Genomic DNA, 18,646 nt, shown 5'->3' with positions numbered 1-18,646 from the left:
GAGAAGGCCTCCGATGCCCAAGCGCACCGACATCTCCTCGATCCTGATCATCGGTGCGGGTCCGATCATCATCGGACAGGCCTGCGAATTCGATTACTCCGGCACACAGGCCTGCAAGGCGCTCCGCGAGGAGGGCTACCGCATCGTCCTGGTGAACTCGAACCCCGCGACCATCATGACCGATCCGGACATGGCGGACGCGACCTATGTCGAGCCGATCACGCCCGAGATCGTCGCCAAGATCATCGAGAAGGAGCGCCCCGACGCGATCCTCCCGACCATGGGCGGGCAGACTGCGCTGAACTGCGCGCTCTCGCTGCAGAGGATGGGCGTGCTCGCCAAGTTCGGCGTGCAGATGATCGGCGCCACCGCGGAGGCGATCGACAAGGCCGAGGACCGGAGTCTGTTCCGCGACGCCATGACCAAGATCGGGCTCGACACCCCGAAATCGGCGCTGGCCAACGCCTCGGCGGCTAAGAAAGCCGACCGCGAGAAATACCTCGCGGAGGTTGCGCGGATCGAGTCCGCCAACGCCGATCCGGAGGCCCGCCGGGTTGCCCTTGCGGCTTTCGAGAAGGGCTGGATGGCCGGCGAGAGCGATCGGCGCAAGCGTTACGGCGAGCACGCCATCGGGCAGGCCCTGATCGCGCTGGCCGAGGTCGGTCTGCCGGCGATCATCCGGCCCTCCTTCACGATGGGCGGCACCGGCGGCGGCATCGCCTACAACCGCGAGGAATTCCTCGACATCGTCGAGCGCGGCATCGACGCCTCGCCGACCAACGAGGTGCTGATCGAGGAGAGCGTGCTCGGCTGGAAAGAGTACGAGATGGAGGTCGTTCGCGACCGGAACGACAACTGCATCATCGTCTGCTCCATCGAGAACATCGATCCGATGGGCGTCCATACCGGCGACTCGATCACCGTCGCCCCCGCGCTGACGCTCACCGACAAGGAATACCAAGTGATGCGCGACGCCTCCCTCGCGGTGCTCCGCGAGATCGGCGTCGAGACCGGCGGCTCGAACGTGCAGTTCGCGATCAATCCCGAGAACGGGCGCATGATCGTGATCGAGATGAACCCGCGCGTCTCGCGCTCCTCGGCGCTCGCCTCGAAGGCGACGGGTTTCCCGATCGCCAAGGTCGCGGCCAAGCTCGCGGTCGGCTACACGCTGGACGAGATCGCCAACGACATCACCGGCGGCGCGACTCCGGCCTCGTTCGAGCCGACGATCGACTACGTCGTCACCAAGATCCCGCGGTTCGCGTTCGAGAAGTTCCCGGGCGCCGAGCCGACGCTGACCACGGCCATGAAGTCGGTGGGCGAGGCCATGGCGATCGGGCGCTGCTTCGCCGAATCGCTGCAGAAGGCCCTGCGCTCCCTCGAGACTGGCTTGACCGGCCTCGACGACATCGAGATCGAGGGACTGGGCAAGGGCGACGACCACAACGCCATCAAGGCGGCGATCGGCACGCCGACGCCGGACCGGCTCCTGAAAGTCGCGCAGGCCCTGCGGCTCGGCGTCAGCCACGAGCAAATCTATGCGTCCTGCAAGATCGACCCGTGGTTCCTGGAGCAACTCCAGGCGATCATCGATCTGGAGAAGCGCGTGGAGGCCTACGGCCTGCCGACCACGGCCGGTGCCTTCCGCCAGCTCAAGGCGGCGGGTTTTTCCGACGCGCGCCTCGCGGTGCTGGCGGGCCTGGAGGAGGCCGAGGTGCGGGCCAAGCGCCGGGCGCTCGCGGTGCGTCCGGTGTTCAAGCGGATCGACACCTGCGCGGCCGAGTTCAAGTCGCCCACCGCCTACATGTACTCGACCTACGTGGCGCCCTTCGCGGGCGCGGTCGTGGACGAGGCCCAGCCCTCGAACGCCAAGAAGGTCGTGATCCTCGGCGGTGGCCCGAACCGGATCGGTCAGGGCATCGAATTCGACTATTGCTGCTGCCACGCCTGCTTCGCGCTGTCGGATGCGGGCTACGAGACCATCATGGTCAACTGCAACCCGGAGACGGTCTCGACCGACTACGACACCTCGGACCGGCTCTACTTCGAGCCGCTCACCGCCGAGGACGTGCTGGAGATCATCGAGACCGAGCGGCAGGCCGGCACCCTCCACGGGGTGATCGTGCAGTTCGGCGGCCAGACCCCGCTGAAGCTCGCCCGCGCCCTCGAATCCGCCGGTGTGCCGATCCTCGGCACCTCGCCGGACGCGATCGACCTCGCGGAGGACCGTGACCAGTTCAAGCGGCTCCTCGACAAGCTCGCGATGAAGCAGCCGAAGAACGGCATCGCCTACTCGGTGGAGCAGAGCCGGCTCGTCGCGGCCGATCTCGGCCTGCCCTTCGTGGTGCGCCCGAGCTACGTCCTGGGTGGCCGCGCCATGGCGATCATCCGCGACGAGACGCAGTTCGCCGACTACCTGCTCGACACGCTGCCGAGCCTGATCCCCTCCGAGGTGAAAGCCCGCTACCCCAACGACAAAACCGGCCAGATCAATACGGTGCTGGGCAAGAACCCGCTCCTGTTCGACCGCTACCTGTCGGACGCGGTCGAGGTCGACGTCGACGCGGTCTGCGACGGCAAGGACGTGTTCATCGCCGGCATCATGGAGCACATCGAGGAGGCCGGCATCCATTCCGGCGACTCGGCCTGCTCCCTCCCGCCGCGCTCGCTCTCGTCCGAGATCGTGGACGAGCTGGAGCGGCAGACCAAGGCCATGGCGCTGGCGCTCAACGTCGTCGGCCTGATGAACGTGCAGTACGCCATCAAGGACGGCACGATCTACGTGCTGGAGGTGAACCCCCGCGCCTCGCGTACGGTGCCGTTCGTCGCCAAGGTCATCGGCGAGCCGATCGCCAAGATCGCCGCGCGGGTCATGGCAGGCGAGGCGCTCGCCGCCTTCGGCCTCAGGCCCAAGACCCTGCCGCACATCGCCGTGAAGGAGGCGGTCTTCCCCTTCGCGCGGTTCCCTGGCGTCGACGTGCTGCTCGGTCCGGAGATGCGCTCCACCGGCGAGGTCATCGGGCTCGACGCAAGCTTCGGCGTGGCCTTCGCCAAGAGCCAGCTCGGCTCGGGGACGCAGGTGCCGAAGGCGGGCGCGGTATTCGTCTCCGTGCGGGACGCCGACAAGGGCCGCATCCTGCCGACCATGAAGCTCCTGTCCGATCTCGGCTTCACGATCCTGGCAACCGGCGGGACGCAGCGATTCCTGGTGGACAGCGGCGTCCCGGCGGAGCGGATCAACAAGGTTCTCGAGGGCCGGCCGCATGTGGTCGACGCCATCAAGAACGGCGGCATCCACCTCGTCCTGAACACCACGGAAGGTGCGGGCGCACTGTCGGACTCGCGCTCGCTCCGGCGCGCGGCCCTCTTGCATAAGGTGCCGTATTACACCACTCTAGCCGGCGCGGTGGCCGCGGCCGAGGGGATCAAGGCCTATCTAGAAGGCGATCTCAAGGTCCGTGCCTTGCAGGAATACTTTGCGGCCTGAACCTCAGGGTCCCGCTGACTTTATCTCGTGGCCCGGGGAGAGTGCTGCACTCTCGGCCGGGCCTCTTCATTGTGGCGCGAGACGATGACGATAGACAAGGTTCCGATCACGGTGCGCGGTTTCGCAGCCCTCGAAGAGGAGCTGAAGCATCGCCAGCAGGTGGAGCGCCAGCGCATCATCCAGGCGATCGCGGAGGCCCGCGCCCTCGGCGACCTGTCGGAGAACGCCGAGTATCACGCCGCCAAGGAGGCGCAGTCCCACAACGAGGGCCGCGTCATGGAGCTGGAGAGCATGATCGCGCGCGCCGAGATCATCGACGTCACGAAGCTCTCGGGCAACAAGATCAAGTTCGGCGCCACCGTGAAGCTCGTCGACGAGGACACGGAGGAGGAGAAGACCTACCAGATCGTCGGTGAGCCCGAGGCCGACGTACGCTCAGGCCGCGTGTCGATCACCTCGCCCATCGCCCGCGCCCTGATCGGAAAGGGCGTCGGCGACACCGTCGAGGTCACCACGCCGGGTGGCGGCAAGTCCTACGAGGTCGTCGCGGTCCAATACGGCGGCTGAGTGATGCGCCTGCGGATCATGGGCCGGTTCGCCGGCCTGCTGTTCGGTGTCGCCGCGGGATCCGCGGGGGCGAGCGACTTCCCCCCGACGCCGGTCTTCTCCGACGTCCGGGTCGACGTGCGACCGCTCCTCGACAAGGGCGCGGGTCTGCAGGCCGACGCGCTGGCCGGCGACCTGACTGAGGCCCTGCGGAAGAGCTTCGCCGGTCGGATCGGCGGCCGCGGGCCACGGCTCGTGGTCGTGGTGACGAGCCTGTCGCTGCGGCCCTATGCCGGCGGCGGCGCCGTGCGGGGCTTCGGCGGCAATCTCCAGACCGATTACCTGGAGGGCGAGGCGCTGCTCGTCGGACCCAAGGGGCAGGTGCTCGGACGCCATCCGCAGATGACCGCGACGCCGTCGAGCTACGGGGGCGCGTGGTACGATCCGCAGTTCGAGGGCCGGCGGCTCGCCGCCATCGCCGACATCTACGCACAGTGGCTCGCCCGGGATCTGCCGCGCGAATAGACCCGGGATCTGCCGCGCGAATAGAAGTGCGTCGCCGCCGGAGATCCTCTAGGTCGAAGGAAACGCGACGGTCCGGCGGCGCGGGAAGCTTCCGAAGGAGGGTTCCATCCCAACACCCTCATCCTGAGGTGCCGGAGCGCAGCCGAGGTCTCGAAGGAGCCCTTCAGGAATCGCAGGTACCTTCGGAGAGCGCGTTGGAGGCCCGCTGGCGCGGGCACCTCAGGATGAGGAAAAGGGATTGGGATCGGCCGTCCTGTTCACGTGCCTAACATCGGCCGATCGAGCGTCAGAGGACGGTCGCGGCTGCCCGGTCCGGCACGGCAGCGGGTTTCTTGAGCGAGGCGCATGGCAAGCATCGACGTGACGGACGCGAAAACAGGTGCGCGCACTCGCCCGGACGCGCGATCCGAACTCCTTCCCGAACTCTCTCGCGCCCGTACCTGGATCGTCACCGACGGCAAGGCGGGCGATGAGAACCAATGCGTCGGCATCGCCGAGACGCTCGGCCTCGCCTTCGAGATCCGGCAGGTGCCCCCGTCCGGCCCCTTCGGCTGGATGGCCCCCTGGGGCCCGATCGACCCGCGCGAGGGTCCGCGCCGCCGCGATGGCGCCCTGGCCGGCCCCTATCCGGACATCCTGATCGCCTCGGGTCGCCGGGCCGTGCCCTATCTTCGGGCCGTCCGGCGCGCCACCGGCGGCCGGACCTTCACGGCGTTCCTGAAGGATCCGCGGACCGGCGAAGACAGCGCCGACTTCATCTGGGTGCCGGACTACGACGACCTGCGCGGCACCAACGTGTTCACGACGCTGACGGCGCCGCATCTCGTCACGGCGGCCCGCCTCGCCGAAGCCCGGGCCCGTCCCGACCCGCGACTCGCGCGACTCGATGGGCCGCGGGTGGCGGTGCTGGTCGGCGGCGACAGCCGGCATCTGAGCTACCGCAAGACCGACATGATCCGCCTCGTCGAGGATCTGCGCGGCCTGGTCGATCAGGGCTGCCGGCTCATGGTGACGATCTCTCGCCGGACGCCCAACCCCCTCCGCGACGCCGTGAAGGCTCTCGCCGCGGAGACCGGCGGCTTCCTCTGGGACGGCACCGGCGAGAACCCCTACGTCGCCATGCTGGCGCTCGCCGAGGCGATCGTCGTGACTTCCGATTCGGCCAACATGGTCAGCGAGGCGGTCGCGACCGGCGCGCCTGTGCTGCTGTTCGACCTGCCGCGTACCTATATCCGGCATCGGCGGATGTTCGCCGGACTGGCGATCGCCGGGGCCCTGCGGCCGTTCACCGGTCAGTTGGTGGATCTGACGTACAAGCCGATCGACGCCACGCCGGTGATCGCGCAGGCGCTCGCGGATGCCTATGATGCGCGCCGCGCCGCCGGACCGGCCTGAGGAGACCGAGACAGATGGCCCATACCCACGCCAAGCTCGTGATCGTCGGCTCGGGGCCCGCGGGCTACACGGCGGCGATCTACGCGGCCCGCGCCATGGTCGAGCCGCTATTGATCTCCGGATTCCAGCCGGGCGGTCAGTTGATGATCACCACCGACGTGGAAAATTATCCGGGCTTCGCCGAGGCGATCCAGGGCCCGTGGCTGATGGAGCAGATGCGTCTTCAGGCCGAGCATGTCGGCACCCGCATCGTGTCCGAGTACATCACCAAGGTCGATCTCAAGCAGCGCCCGTTCCGTCTTGAGGCCGATTCCGGCGAGACCTATTCCTGCGACGCGCTGATCATCGCCACCGGTGCCCAGGCGAAGTGGCTTGGCATTCCCTCCGAGGCGGCGTTCCAGGGCGGCGGCGTCTCGGCCTGCGCGACCTGCGACGGATTCTTCTTCCGCGGCAAGGAGGTGGTCGTGGTCGGCGGCGGCAACACCGCCGTCGAGGAGGCTTTGTATCTCGCCAACATCGCCAGCAAGGTCACGGTGGTCCACCGCCGCGACAGCTTCCGCGCCGAGCGGATCCTGCAGGAGCGCCTGTTCAAGCACCCCAACGTCGAAGTGCTGTGGCACCGCGAGATCGCCGAGATTTGCGGCGTGCAGAAGCCGGCGCCGAACGTCACCCACGTTCGCCTCAAGGACCCTCGCTCGGGCGAAATCAGCGAAGTGAAGGCAGACGGCGTGTTCGTGGCGATTGGCCATCAGCCGGCGACTGCGATCTTCGAGGGGCAGCTGCCCATGCGCCATGGCGGCTACCTCACCGTCAAGCCCGGCACCACTGAGACCGAGATTCCCGGCGTCTTCGCGGCCGGCGACGTGACCGACGACGTCTACCGCCAGGCGATCACCGCCGCCGGCATGGGCTGCATGGCAGCTCTGGAGGCCGAGAAGTTCCTGGCCAACTTGGAGATCGGCGAGGATCCGGTTCAAGCCGCCGCCGCTGAGTAGAGGCTGGCGCGCCCGACACAACCGGTACTGGTGCACCGGTATTTCAAGAAATTCCCAACTCGCGCTTGCGCCGGACCATGCGCCGTGTGCATAGGGGTGCCGACTGTGCCGGGATGCAGTACCTGCATACCCGCACGGTGCCGCGAGCGGTCATCCCGCGTCGGCGCCGTGCCGTTTGCCCGGTGATCCGCCCGATGCACCGCCTGCCCGTGTCCCGGGTGCGGGTGTCGGGCTCGCGCTGGAAGGGGTTCTGGCCTTGGATTGGGATAAGATCCGGATCTTCCTGAACGTCGCCGAGGCGGGCAGCTTCACGAAGGCCGGCGACGATATCGGCCTTAGCCAGTCCGCCGTGAGCCGTCAGATCAGCGCCCTCGAGCGCGAGCTGAAGGCCCCGCTGTTCCACCGTCACGCCCGCGGCCTGCTCCTCACCGAGCAGGGCGATCTGCTATTCCGGGCGGCGCGGGACATGAAGCTGCGCCTCGAGAATACCCGGGCCCGGTTGGTTGAGACCTCCGAGCGCCCGACCGGCGACCTCAAGGTCACGACGACCGTCGGGCTCGGCACGTCCTGGCTTTCGCAGCGGGTGGGCGAATTCCTCGACCTCTATCCGGACGTGCGCATCGAACTGATCCTCACCAACGAGGAGCTCGACCTCGCCATGCGCGAGGCCGACGTGGCGATCCGCATGCGCCGGCCGGCCCAGCCGGACCTGATCCAGCGCCGGCTGTTCACCGTGCATTATCACGCCTTCGCCAGCCAGGATTACGTCAAGCGCTTCGGCGAGCCCAAGACCATCGAGGATCTCGACGACCACCGCCTCGTGTCCTTCGGCGGCAACGAGCCGTCCTACCTGCTGGCTGCCCACTGGCTGGCCGATGCGGGCCGGGATGGCCGGGAGCGGCGCCACGTCCACCTGACGGTGAACAACATCGGCGCCCTGCAGCGGGCCATGGAGGCGGGCGCCGGGATCGGCATTCTGCCCGACTATGCGGTCGATGGAGACCAGCAGCTCGTTCAGGTCCTGCGCGAGACCGAGATGCCGAGCCTGGAGAGCTACCTCGTCTACGCCGAGGAGATGCGCTCCGTCGCCCGGGTCCAGGCGTTCCGCGACTTCCTCGTCTCCAAGGCGCAACGCTGGACCTACTGAGACCCCGCCGCGCCGCTCCTCTCTATTCTCGGTGATTCCGGGGCGTCGCCGTTCTCGCGAGCGGCCCGAACCTGTCCAGCGTCGCGCCACACCTGCAGGTGTGGCGCTGCCCTGGGTTATTTGGCTGCCCGCGCGATGATACCGAGGGTTGCCCCGACCGAGGTCTGATCAGACGAACAGCCGCTCGCCCTCCAGGCCCTTATAGAGCCCGGCGACCTGCTCACCGTAGCCGTTGTAGATCAGCGTCGGCACGCGCTGGTCGGTGCCGAGGACGCGCTCGGTCGCCTGGCTCCAGCGCGGATGCGGCACGGCCGGGTTTACGTTGGCCCAGAAGCCGTACTCGGACGCCTGCAACCCTTCCCAGAAGGTCTTCGGGCGGTCGGCCGTGAACGACACCTTGACTATGGATTTCGCGGACTTGAAGCCGTACTTCCACGGCACCGCGATGCGAATCGGCGCGCCGAACTGGTTGGGCAGCGGCTTCCCGTACACGCCCGTCACCACGAACGCGAGATCGTTGCCGGCCTCGGCGAGCGTCAGACCTTCCGTGTAGGGCCAGGGATAGAAGAAGGCCCGCTGACCCGGAGCCATGGCCTTGTCCATGAAGGTCTCGAAGCGGATGTACTTCGCGCCGGAGGCAGGCTTCGCCAGCGCCACGAGCTTGGCCAGCGGGAAGCCGGTCCACGGCACCGCCATGGACCACGCCTCGACGCAGCGATGGCGGTAGAGCCGCTCCTCCAGGCCGACCTTCCGGATCAGGTCGTCGACGCCGATCTCGAACGGCTTCTCCACGAGGCCGTCGATCTTCAGGGTCCAGGGCTGTGTCTTGAGCGCGTTCGCCGCGGGCAGGACGGTCTTCGACGTGCCGAACTCGTAGAAGTTGTTGTAGTCGGCGCTGAACCGTTCGGGCGTGACCGGACGGTCCAGAGTGTAGGCGGGGTTCTGCGGGGCCGGATAGAGGCCCGGCTCACCGGCGGCCAGCGCGGTCCGTCCGCCCAGGAAGGAGCCGGCCGCCAGCCCGGCGGCGCCCCCGATCAGGGCGCGGCGGTTCAGGAACAGGGCCTCCGGCGTGGCGAGATGCTCGGCCATCTCCCATCCGCGCTTGCGCTTGATCAACATCGCCGCCTCCTCGGGATCTCCGCGTCGCCATCCCACAGATCGGCGTTGGCCGACACGGGGACAACCGCCGCAGCCTCACCTTTCGGTCAGCGGAGGCCGGTGGTTACGTGACGGCCCTGCGGCGCGTCAGGCGCCGGGCGTTTCGTCGCGCAGCACGCGCCGCAGCACCTTGCCGACGTTGGTCTTCGGCAGCGCGTCGTGCAGGACGACCCGGCGGGGCACCTTGTAGCCGGTGAGCTGCGTGCGGGCATGGGCCCGCAGGACATCCGCCGAGATCGACGCGTCCTTCAGGACGACGTGGGCCACGACCATCTCGCCGGTTTCCTCGCTCGGCGCACCGACGACCGCGCATTCGAGCACGGCCGGATGAGCGGCCAGGACGTCCTCCACCTCGTTCGGGTAGACGTTGAAGCCGGAGACGAGGATCATGTCCTTCATCCGATCGACGATCCGGAACTGCCCGTCCGGCAGCATCACGGCGATGTCGCCGGTGCGGAAGAACCCGTCCGCCGTCATGGCGCGGGCGGTCTCCTCGGGGCGGTTCCAGTAGCCGCCCATCACCTGCGGGCCGCGCACGCAGATCTCGCCCGGCTCGCCGACCGGGACTGGCTGCCCCGCCACGTCGCGGATCGAGACCTCCGTCGACGGCAGCGGAAACCCGATGGTGCCGGAAAAATCGCGCATGCCCCGCGGGTTGACGCAGACCACGGGCGACGTTTCCGACAGGCCGTAGCCCTCGATGATCGTGCTCCCGGTGAGCGCCTTCCACCGCTCGGCCACCGCGCGCTGGACGGCCGTGCCGCCGCCGACCACGAAATCGAGGTTCGCGAAGTCCACAGTGCCGATTTTCGGGTGGTTGAGCAGCACGTTGAACAGGGTATTGACGCCCATCAGGCAGGTGAACCGGGTGCGGCTCAGCGTTTTCACCATGCCGTCGCAGTCGCGCGGGTTCGGGATCAGCAGACAGGATCCGCCGCTGCGCATGAACTGGAAGAAGCAGGCTGTCAGCGCGAAGATGTGGTAGAGCGGAAGGGCCGTCACGGCGCAGCGGAGGACGCTCGGGTCCTTCGAGTCGAACCAGAGCTGCGACTGCTCGACGTTCGCCATGATGTTGCGGTGGCTGAGCATCGCGGCCTTGGCGATGCCGGTTGTCCCACCCGTATATTGCAGGAAGGCGAGGTCTTCCGGTCCCACCGAGACCGACGTGCGCGGTAGGCCGCGGCCGCGGCGCAGGACGCTGGCGAACGGCACCGCGAGACGCTCCGGGAGCCGGAACGGCGGAACCGCCTTGCGCACGTGCCGGCTGGCCAGGGTGATGACGCGTCCCTTGATGCCGAGCCCGTCGCCGGGGCCGACGAGGAGCACCCGGTCGAGGGTCACATCCGGGAGGGCCGCTGCGACCGTGGCTCCGAAGTTCTCCAGAACGATCAGGATCCGGGCCCCGGAATCGTTGATCTGCTGAGTCAGCTCGCGGGGGGTGTAGAGCGGGTTGGTGTTCACCACCGTCCCGCCGGCGAGCAGCACGCCGAAGATCGCCACCGGGTAGGCCGGCACGTTCGGCAGCATGATCGCGACGCGGTCGCCCTTCGCCAAGCCCTGACGTGCCAGCCAGGCCGCGAGGTCGCGGGCCTGCTGGCCCAGGGTCGCGTAGGTCATCGTCGAGCCGAAGCACAGCATCGCCGGCCTGTCCGCAAAGGCGGCCATGCTGGTCTCGAACAGGTCGTTCAGGGTGCCGAGCCCCGCAACGTCGATCTCCGGCGGGACGCCCGGTGGGTAGGCGCTCACCCAGGGCCGTCCGGCAGCGTTTGCCGTCGATGGACCCGTCATCCGATCGGACGGGGTCGCCTGTGCGCCGTGCTCGACCACGCTGGCCTCGTGCATCGCGATGCCTCCCTCGGGCACGGCTCTGACGCGGCCGAGTCCCTCAACGCAGAACACGCCGACTCTGAGGGAACGGACGCTGGCCTGCAAGGCACGCGTGTCAGGGAGAGCGTCGATGCCGGAGGGCTGTCGCCAGGACGGTGTGCGGCAGCGCCGCCATGATGAGCACCAGCGCGGCGAGGGCTGCCTCCCCCGGCCTGAGCGCCCGGAGCGGCCACGGACCCACCCCGAGCGATCCCGACAGACCGATCAGGATTGCGCCGAACCAGAGGGCGAGGAAGGCCAGCGCGCCGGCGCCCACGCGTCTGAGGTGCGGCCGAAGCGGCCGGTTGGCGGCGATCGCGAAGAGACCCACGATGCCGCCGAACAGGGCAGCGGCCACGCCGGCACCGAGGCCGTAGGCAAGCCAGAGCGGCTGATGCGTGAGGAACGCCATGCCGCCCGCCGCGAAGCCGGCGCGCAGGATCAGCCCGCCGAAGGTCGGATACAGGCCGGCCGCCAGAAGCACCGCCGCACCGAGAGTCCCGAACAGCACCCGGCGCGCCATCGAGGCCGGCCCCGGTCCAAAGGCAATTCGGAGGAGATGCGCCACGCCATACACGAGGGCGAAGGCGAAGAGCGGGTAGCGCGCGACGAAGTAGCCGAAGATCCAGGGCTCGACGTGCTCCGGCACCGCCGTGCGCTGGCTGAGGCCCGTGGCGGCGACCGCGGCGAGGGCGATCAGCATGGCCAGGATCGGGGCCGCCGCGCCGAGGCTTGGCCGCCAGCGTTCGGTTCCGGCGGACCCTGTCCGAAGCGGCCCGCGCGCCGCGGGCCGCGATCCGGCCGTCATGCCGACCCCCGACACGCTTGCAGGCAGCGCGATGCGGAGGCCGCCTGGTCAGCGCGGCGGCAACCCGTGGCGGACATGGCCGGCCGGTCCGTGCCCGGCCTACCGCGACTCGTAGTGATCGCGCACCAGCCGGTCGAGGAGCCGCACGCCCCAGCCCGCCCCCCAGCTCCGGTTGATCTCGCTGGAATTGGACGACATCGCCACGCCGGCGATGTCGAGATGGGCCCACGGCACGTCCTCGACGTAGCGCTTGATGAACGAGGCCGCCGTCGCGGCGCCGCCGTGCCGGCCGCCGGTGTTCTTCATGTCGGCAAACTTGGAGTCGATCGCCTTGTCGTAGGCAGGGATCAGCGGCATCCGCCAGACCTTCTCGCCCGTCGCCTCGCCCGCCGCGTTGATGTTGGAGGCCAGCGCGTCGTCGTTGGAGAACATCCCGGCGATGTCCTGGCCCAGCGCCACGATGATGGCGCCCGTGAGCGTCGCGAGGTCGACGATCGCCTTGGGCTTGGCGCTGCGGACGATGTGGGTGATCACGTCGGCCAGCACGAGGCGGCCTTCGGCGTCGGTGTTGATCACCTCGATGGTCTGACCCGACATCGAGGTCACGATGTCGGACGGGCGGTAGGAGCCGCCGTCCGGCATGTTCTCGACGATCCCGATGGCGCCGACCACATTGCAGCGCGCCTTGCGGGACGCGAGGGCGTGAAGCGCCCCGACCACGGCGGCCGCGCCGCCCATGTCGCCCTTCATGTCCTCCATGCCGCCGCCCGGCTTGATGGAGATGCCGCCGGAATCGAAGATCACGCCCTTGCCGATCAGCGCCACCGGCGCCTCGCCGGCGGGGCCGCCGTTCCAGCGCATGATGACCAGCCGCGGCTCGCGGACGGAGCCCTGTGCCACGGCGAGCAGCGCCCCCATGCCGAGCTCGCGCATCCGCCCCGGCTCCAGCACCTCGATCTCGACGCCGAGCTTGGCGAGTTCGGAGGCGCGCCGGGCGAATTCCTCCGGGAAGAGGACGTTCGGCGGCTCGTTGACGAGGTCGCGTGCCAGGATCACGCTGTCGGCCAGCGTCCGGGCGCCCTCACCCTCGTGCGACGCGGTCCCGTGATCGGCGAGGAGAAGGGTCAGCGCGGTGCCGGCCTTCTCGTCGGCGTCGGGCTTCTTCTTCGTCTTGTAACGGTCGAACGTGTAGGTGCGCAGACGCGCGCCGAGGGCGAACTCGCCGGCCTGCGCCGCCGTCACGGTCATGCCGGGCCATTCGAGGACGACCCGGGCCGAGCGCCCCGAGACCTTGCTGGCGGTGAAGCCACCGAGCACAGGCCAGTCGATCTTGGCGCGGTCCTTGTCGGAGCCCAGGCCGACCACGACGAGGCGGTCGGCGCTCACGCCCGCGGGCGCCGGCAGGCTCAGGGCGGTGAGGGACCGGCCCTTGAACTTCTCGGAGGCCGCGGCGCGGGCGACCAGATCAGCTCCAGAAGCGCCGAGCGCGTCGCGGGCCGCCGAACCCAGGGCGAGATCGTCACCGACGAAGACGACGAGGTCGCCCGATCCGCCCGGGCCCTGCCCGCTCTGCCCCAGGGGACCGAAACCGATCTCGATGCCGTCCGCCATACCCGTCGCCCTGCCCGTGTTCCGGAGCCGTTCACCGCGCCCGCGCGACGCCGCGTGGGCCATCCGCCCTGTGTAGCCGCTGAGGCGGAGAACGCAACGCGGCGCAGCAGCCCTGGAATCGCCCCTTTTGTCGGGTCCCTGCCGCTGCGAGGGCGCGAGAGGACGAGCGGGACTGCCGGAGCCGATGAGGCAGATCGAGCGCTACATCTTTCGGATCGCCCTGGGCGCCACCCTCGCCTGCCTGATCGGCCTCACCGGCACGATCTGGCTGACCCAGGCCCTGCGCGAGCTCGACCTCGTGACCGCCAAGGGTCAGACCCTCATGGTCTTCCTGTTCGTGACAGGCCTGTCGCTTCCGACGCTGCTGGTGGTGATCGCGCCCGTGGCGCTGTTCATCGGCACCGTCTACGCGCTCAACAAATTGAACGGCGATTCCGAGTTGATCGTGATGTCGGCGGCCGGGATGCCGCCGCGGACGCTGCTGCGGCCGTTCCTGACGCTGGCGCTGATCGTCAGCTTCCTCGTGGGCTTCCTCGTGGTGGTGGTGATGCCGGCGAGCTTCCAGGAGCTGCGCGACGTGATCACCCGGGTGCGGGGCGATTTCATCGCGAACGTCGTCAAGGAGGGGCAGTTCACCCAGCTCGACAACGGCATCACCTTCCACTTCCGCGAGCGCGGGCCGGGGGGCACCCTCAAGGGCCTGTTCATCCAGGACCGCCGGGAGGCCGGCAAGACCAAGGTCTACCTCGCCGAGCGCGGCAACGCCGTCGACGTCGAGGGCCAGAGCTACCTCATCCTTGAGAACGGCAGCGTCCACCAGCAGCAGAAGGAGTCCCGCGACTCCTCGATCCTCACCTTCGAGCGGTACACGATCGACCTCGCGGCCTTCGCGCCCCCGGATTCCGACACGATCTACAAGCCGCGGGAGCGCTCCACCGCGCAGCTCCTGTTCCCCGACCAGACCGAGGGCTACTACAAGCTCCAGAAGGGCCGCTTCCGGGCGGAACTTCACGACCGGCTCTCGGCCTGCCTCTACCCGCTGGCCCTGGTGTTCATCGCCTTTGCGGCTTTGGGCGATGCGCGCACGACCCGTCAGGGGCGCGGCCTCGCGGTGGCCGGGGCGATCCTCGCCGTGGTGGCCCTGCGCATCGGCGGCTTCGCGGCCGTGAGTGCCGCCGCGCGCAGCCCCGCAGCGGTGGCGGCCGTCTACGGCGTGCCGCTCCTGGCGATCGGGCTGTCCAGCCTTCTGATCTTCCACGGGCCCCGGGTGCGGGCGTTCAACGGTGCGTTCGCCCGCGCGGTGCGGAACCTGATCCGCGGCCCGCGCCTCGCGCCGGCCTCCTGATCCGATGATGCTGATCGGCCCCACCCTCGGGCGTTACTTCGCCGCCCGGTTCGCCCGCACGGTGCTCGGCGTCTTCGTCACCGTGTTCGCGCTGGTCTACACCCTCGACTTCGTGGAACTGCTGCGACGCGCCGGCGAGGCCGAGGGCGCCTCCACGGGCCTGATGGCGCAACTCTCGCTCTACCGAACGCCCGCGGTGGCGGAGGGCGTGCTGCCCTTCGCGGTGCTGTTCGGCTCCATGGCGGCGCTGCTTCAGCTCTCGCGCAAGCTGGAACTGGTGGTCGCCCGGGCAGCCGGCATCTCCGCGTGGCAGTTCCTGCAGCCGGGCGTCTTCGTGGCGCTGGCCCTCGGGGCGATAGCGGTCGGGGTCTACAACCCGGTCTCCGCGATGCTGAAGCAGCGCTCCACGGAGATCGAGGCGAAGATCTTCGCCAAGGCCACCAAGGCCGGCTCGGGCAAGGATCTCTGGATCCGCCAGCGCGGCCTCGACGGCGAGGCGATCCTGCGGGCCGAGACCGCCATTGAGGGCACCACGACGCTCGCGGGCGTCTCGGTCTTCACCTTCGACGCGGCCGGGAAGTTCGCCGAACAGCTGGTGGCAGCCCGGGCGACGCTCCACGACGGCTACTGGGAACTCTCCGATGTGCGGGTTCTCACACCGGACGCACCGCCTGAGTCGTTCGACACCTACCTGATCGCCTCGAATCTCGATCCCGGGCAGGTCCGGCAACGCTTCACACCCCCGGAATCTGTGCCTTTCTGGCAACTTCCCACAACGATCGCGCGCACCGAGCGGGCGGGTTTGGACGCGACCCGATACCGCCTTCAGTACGATGTCCTGTGGGCAAGGCCGGTCCTGTTCGTCGCCATGGTCCTCGTCGCTGCAACCGTTTCCTTACGGTTCTTCCGCTTTGGTGGTGTCGGCAAACTCGTCCTCGGTGGGGTCGCGGCCGGCTTCGCCCTCTACGTGATCCGACAGGTCATGGAGGGGCTGGGCGCGTCCGGACTCGTCGCCGCACCGGTGGCGGCCTGGTTCCCCGCCGTGGTAGGCAGTCTTCTCGGTACGCTCACGCTTCTGTACCAGGAAGACGGCTGACCGCCGCGACCCTTCGCGGGCAGGGAGACGGGTGTTTGAGGTTCGTGGCGTCAAACGTCACAGGGGTTGGGACGCGCGTTGCGTAAGGTCGCCGACATCCTGCGGAAAGCGGGCCTTCTGGCCGCGCTCGGGCTGGCCGCGCCGCTGGCGGCGGGCGTGCCGGCGCACGCCCAGACTCTGCCCGCGCTCAAGACCGGGAAGCCTGGCGACAAGCTGCTCGTCGAGGCCGATGAGCTGATCTACGACAACGACAAGAGCACCGTGACGGCGCGCGGCAATGCCGAGCTGCATTACGGCCCCCGGACGCTCCAGGCCAACCGGGTTCGTTACGACCGCAACACCGGTCGGGTCTTCGCCGAGGGCAACGTCCGGCTGACCGAGGCCGACGGCGGGGTCGTCACCGGTGAGCGGATGGAGCTCACCGACGACTTCAAGACCGGATTCGTCGACGCGTTCCGCGGTCAGCAGACCGTCCAGCGCAAGTTCGAGACGGTGCGCACCCGGTTCTCCGCGCCGCGGGCGGAGCGGTTGAACGGCGAGCAGACGAGCTTCGAGTCCGGCAGCTACACCGCCTGCGAGCCGTGCAAGGACAATCCCGAGACGCCGCCGCTCTGGCAGATCAAGGCGAAGAAGATCATCCACGACAACGAGACCCACACGGTCTACTTCGACGAGTCCACGCTGGAACTCGCCGGGATCCCGGTCGCCTATCTGCCGTATTTCGAGGCGCCGGATCCCACGGTGCGGCGGAAGACCGGCTTCCTGACGCCGCGCTTCGTCTCGACCACGGCCCTCGGTACCGGGGTGTCGCTGCCCTACTTCGTCGAGCTCGCGCCGGATTACGACCTGACCCTCACGCCGACCGTGCTCAGCCGGCAGGGTCTGCTGGCGCAGGGCGAGTTCCGCCAGCGGGTCGACAACGGCTTCTACAACCTGCGCCTGTCCGGGATCTCGCAGACGACGCCCTCAGCCTTCCTGCCGAGCCCGCTCGGCGCCGGAGAGCGCGACTTCCGAGGCTCGATCGAATCCGAGGGCCGGTTCTACATCAACCCGCGCTGGCGGACAGGCTGGGATCTCGTCGGCGTCACCGACAAGTGGTTCCTCGACAATTACCGCATCCGCAATCAGAACATCACGACGGACTATTTCCGCGAGGCGACCTCGACGGCGTTCCTGATCGGCCAGGGAGACCGCTCGTGGTTCGAGGCGCGCGGCTACTACTTCAAGGGCCTGTCGAGCTTCGACTGGCAGAAGCAGCAGCCGGTGGTCGCACCGGTGATCGACTACGACAAGCGCGTCAACGGTCCGGCCGAGATCGGCGGCGAGGTGCGCTTCCAGGCCAACATCACCAGCCTGACCCGCGAGACCACCCAGTACCAGGGTCTGCCGCGCACCGCGAGCTACCTGTTCTCGCCGAGCGTGAACGGCGTCAGCTTCCCGCTCTACCAGACCTGCACGGTGTTCCAGCGCGGCACCTGCGCCATCCAGGGGCTTGCCGGCAACAACACGCGCGCCTCCGCGGAACTGTCGTGGCGGCGCAGCTTCATCGACGACTGGGGCCAGAAATTCACGCCCTTCGCCTATCTGCGGACCGACGCGTTCTTCGACAGCACGAGCTTCTCGGGCTACCAGAACGACCTCGTCCCGCAGGTCGCCCATGTCGACCAGGGATTTGCCGGCCGGGTCATGCCGGCGATCGGCCTCGATTACCGCTACCCGTTCGTCGCCAATTTCGGGGCGCTTGGCGTCCACACCCTGGAGCCGATCGGGCAGGTCATCGCCCGCCCGTCCGAGACGCGGATCGGCCGCCTGCCGAACGAAGACGCGCAGAGCCTCGTCTTCGACGACACGTCGCTGTTCGAGTGGGACAAGTTCTCGGGCTACGACCGGGTCGAGGGCGGCGTGCGCACCAATCTCGGCGGCCAGTACTCCGTGGTCACACCGTCCGGCTGGTACGCCAACGTTCTCTTCGGCGAGTCCATCCAGCTCGCGGGCGTCAACTCGTTCCGCCGGGGCGACATTGCCAATGTGGGCCTGGATTCCGGTCTGGAGACCCAGCGCTCCGATTTCGTCGGCCGCTTCCAGGTCTCGCCGAACCAGAACATCACCTTCATCAGCCGGGCCCGGTTCAACCAGGCCGATTTCCACGTCGCCCGCTTCGAGACCGGGGCGACGGCACGGTTCGCACCGTTCGCGCCCCTGACCCTGTCGGCTTTCTACTCGTATTATGAGGCGCAGCCGCTCCTCGGCTACAGCCACTACCGCGAGGGCATCACGGCCTCCGCCACCTACAACATCACGCCGAACTGGTTCATCTCCGGCTCGCTTCTGGTCGATCTCACGCACTACCTCGACGTGCGCAACACCTATCAGGACGCGCTGACCTCCTATCTGGCCAATCCCGTCGGCACCGTGCCGATCTACCAGAATCCGGGGCGGTTCTACCTATCAGGGGCGAGCTTCGGCGGCGGCTATCAGGACGAGTGCACCACGGTCTCTCTGAACTACATCAATTCGCCGATCGCCACCGCCACGGGCGTGCGCGAGCGCAACCAGACCGTGCTGCTGCGGGTGGAGCTCAAGACGCTCGGCGAGGCGGATCTGCGACAGAACGTCGGCACGGCGATCACGGCGGACGGCATCGCCTCGGTGCGGTGACCGGCGCCA

Annotated in this window: 13 protein-coding genes; 9 read left to right on the top strand and 4 right to left on the bottom strand. The window is 68.6% G+C overall.

Annotation, left to right across the window (positions count from 1 at the left end):
- The first annotated feature begins 13 nt into the window (after positions 1–13).
- From carB to ACLBX9_RS22820, 6 genes are all read left to right on the top strand, one after another.
- Positions 14–3,487, top strand: coding sequence for a carbamoyl-phosphate synthase large subunit (gene carB / locus ACLBX9_RS22845; RefSeq protein WP_447720525.1), 3,474 nt, complete (start codon positions 14–16; stop codon positions 3,485–3,487).
- A gap of 90 nt (positions 3,488–3,577) precedes the next feature.
- Entirely contained in the window at positions 3,578–4,054 is a 477-nt protein-coding gene (gene greA / locus ACLBX9_RS22840) for a transcription elongation factor GreA (RefSeq protein WP_170861838.1), read from the top strand.
- Between the two features lie 3 nt (positions 4,055–4,057).
- Entirely contained in the window at positions 4,058–4,558 is a 501-nt protein-coding gene (locus ACLBX9_RS22835; RefSeq protein ID WP_447720524.1) for a hypothetical protein, read from the top strand.
- Positions 4,559–4,903: 345 nt separating this feature from the next.
- Positions 4,904–5,953, top strand: coding sequence for a mitochondrial fission ELM1 family protein (locus tag ACLBX9_RS22830; protein ID WP_010681974.1), 1,050 nt, complete (start codon positions 4,904–4,906; stop codon positions 5,951–5,953).
- Positions 5,954–5,967: 14 nt separating this feature from the next.
- Positions 5,968–6,948, top strand: a complete 981-nt coding sequence (trxB, locus tag ACLBX9_RS22825) for a thioredoxin-disulfide reductase (RefSeq protein ID WP_447720523.1) — start codon at positions 5,968–5,970, stop codon at positions 6,946–6,948.
- A 256-nt stretch (positions 6,949–7,204) separates the two neighbouring features.
- Complete coding sequence (locus tag ACLBX9_RS22820) at positions 7,205–8,095, top strand: LysR family transcriptional regulator (RefSeq protein ID WP_010681976.1); 891 nt, start codon at positions 7,205–7,207, stop codon at positions 8,093–8,095.
- Positions 8,096–8,263: 168 nt separating this feature from the next.
- On the opposite strand, the gene msrP is transcribed toward ACLBX9_RS22820, so the two are convergent.
- From msrP to ACLBX9_RS22800, 4 genes are all read right to left on the bottom strand, one after another.
- A complete protein-coding gene (gene msrP / locus ACLBX9_RS22815) occupies positions 8,264–9,214 on the bottom strand; it encodes a protein-methionine-sulfoxide reductase catalytic subunit MsrP (protein WP_447720522.1) in 951 nt (316 codons plus the stop codon).
- Between the two features lie 126 nt (positions 9,215–9,340).
- Positions 9,341–11,095, bottom strand: coding sequence for an AMP-binding protein (locus ACLBX9_RS22810; RefSeq protein WP_447720521.1), 1,755 nt, complete (start codon positions 11,093–11,095; stop codon positions 9,341–9,343).
- A 100-nt stretch (positions 11,096–11,195) separates the two neighbouring features.
- On the bottom strand, positions 11,196–11,822 hold the full coding sequence (locus ACLBX9_RS22805) for a hypothetical protein (protein ID WP_447720520.1): 627 nt from the start codon (positions 11,820–11,822) through the stop codon (positions 11,196–11,198).
- A gap of 204 nt (positions 11,823–12,026) precedes the next feature.
- Positions 12,027–13,538 (bottom strand): leucyl aminopeptidase, encoded by a 1,512-nt coding sequence (locus ACLBX9_RS22800; RefSeq protein ID WP_447720519.1) that lies wholly within the window; start codon positions 13,536–13,538, stop codon positions 12,027–12,029.
- A 184-nt stretch (positions 13,539–13,722) separates the two neighbouring features.
- Here ACLBX9_RS22800 and lptF point away from each other — a divergent pair, with 184 nt between their 5' ends.
- The 3 genes from lptF to ACLBX9_RS22785 all read left to right on the top strand — a co-directional run bounded on the left by lptF (position 13,723) and on the right by ACLBX9_RS22785 (position 18,637).
- Complete coding sequence (gene lptF, locus ACLBX9_RS22795; protein WP_447720518.1) at positions 13,723–14,883, top strand: LPS export ABC transporter permease LptF; 1,161 nt, start codon at positions 13,723–13,725, stop codon at positions 14,881–14,883.
- Positions 14,884–14,890: 7 nt separating this feature from the next.
- A complete protein-coding gene (gene lptG, locus ACLBX9_RS22790; RefSeq protein ID WP_447720637.1) occupies positions 14,891–15,979 on the top strand; it encodes an LPS export ABC transporter permease LptG in 1,089 nt (362 codons plus the stop codon).
- 78 nt (positions 15,980–16,057) lie between these two features.
- On the top strand, positions 16,058–18,637 hold the full coding sequence (locus ACLBX9_RS22785) for an LPS-assembly protein LptD (protein ID WP_447720517.1): 2,580 nt from the start codon (positions 16,058–16,060) through the stop codon (positions 18,635–18,637).
- The last annotated feature ends 9 nt before the right edge of the window (positions 18,638–18,646 follow it).

The organism is Methylobacterium sp. A49B (assembly GCF_053346215.1).
This window is presented reverse-complemented; position numbering and strand designations above follow the sequence as displayed.

Excerpts from the sequence above, each read along its gene's own strand:
- msrP (WP_447720522.1), bottom strand. The coding sequence starts at position 9,214 with ATGTTGATCAAGCGCAAGCGCGGATGGGAGATGGCCGAGCATCTCGCC.
- ACLBX9_RS22805 (WP_447720520.1), bottom strand. The coding sequence starts at position 11,822 with ATGCTGATCGCCCTCGCCGCGGTCGCCGCCACGGGCCTCAGCCAGCGC.
- lptF (WP_447720518.1), top strand. The coding sequence starts at position 13,723 with ATGAGGCAGATCGAGCGCTACATCTTTCGGATCGCCCTGGGCGCCACC.
- carB (WP_447720525.1), top strand. The coding sequence starts at position 14 with ATGCCCAAGCGCACCGACATCTCCTCGATCCTGATCATCGGTGCGGGT.
- ACLBX9_RS22830 (WP_010681974.1), top strand. The coding sequence starts at position 4,904 with ATGGCAAGCATCGACGTGACGGACGCGAAAACAGGTGCGCGCACTCGC.
- lptG (WP_447720637.1), top strand. The coding sequence starts at position 14,891 with ATGCTGATCGGCCCCACCCTCGGGCGTTACTTCGCCGCCCGGTTCGCC.
- ACLBX9_RS22810 (WP_447720521.1), bottom strand. The coding sequence starts at position 11,095 with ATGCACGAGGCCAGCGTGGTCGAGCACGGCGCACAGGCGACCCCGTCC.
- trxB (WP_447720523.1), top strand. The coding sequence starts at position 5,968 with ATGGCCCATACCCACGCCAAGCTCGTGATCGTCGGCTCGGGGCCCGCG.
- ACLBX9_RS22835 (WP_447720524.1), top strand. The coding sequence starts at position 4,058 with ATGCGCCTGCGGATCATGGGCCGGTTCGCCGGCCTGCTGTTCGGTGTC.
- ACLBX9_RS22800 (WP_447720519.1), bottom strand. The coding sequence starts at position 13,538 with ATGGCGGACGGCATCGAGATCGGTTTCGGTCCCCTGGGGCAGAGCGGG.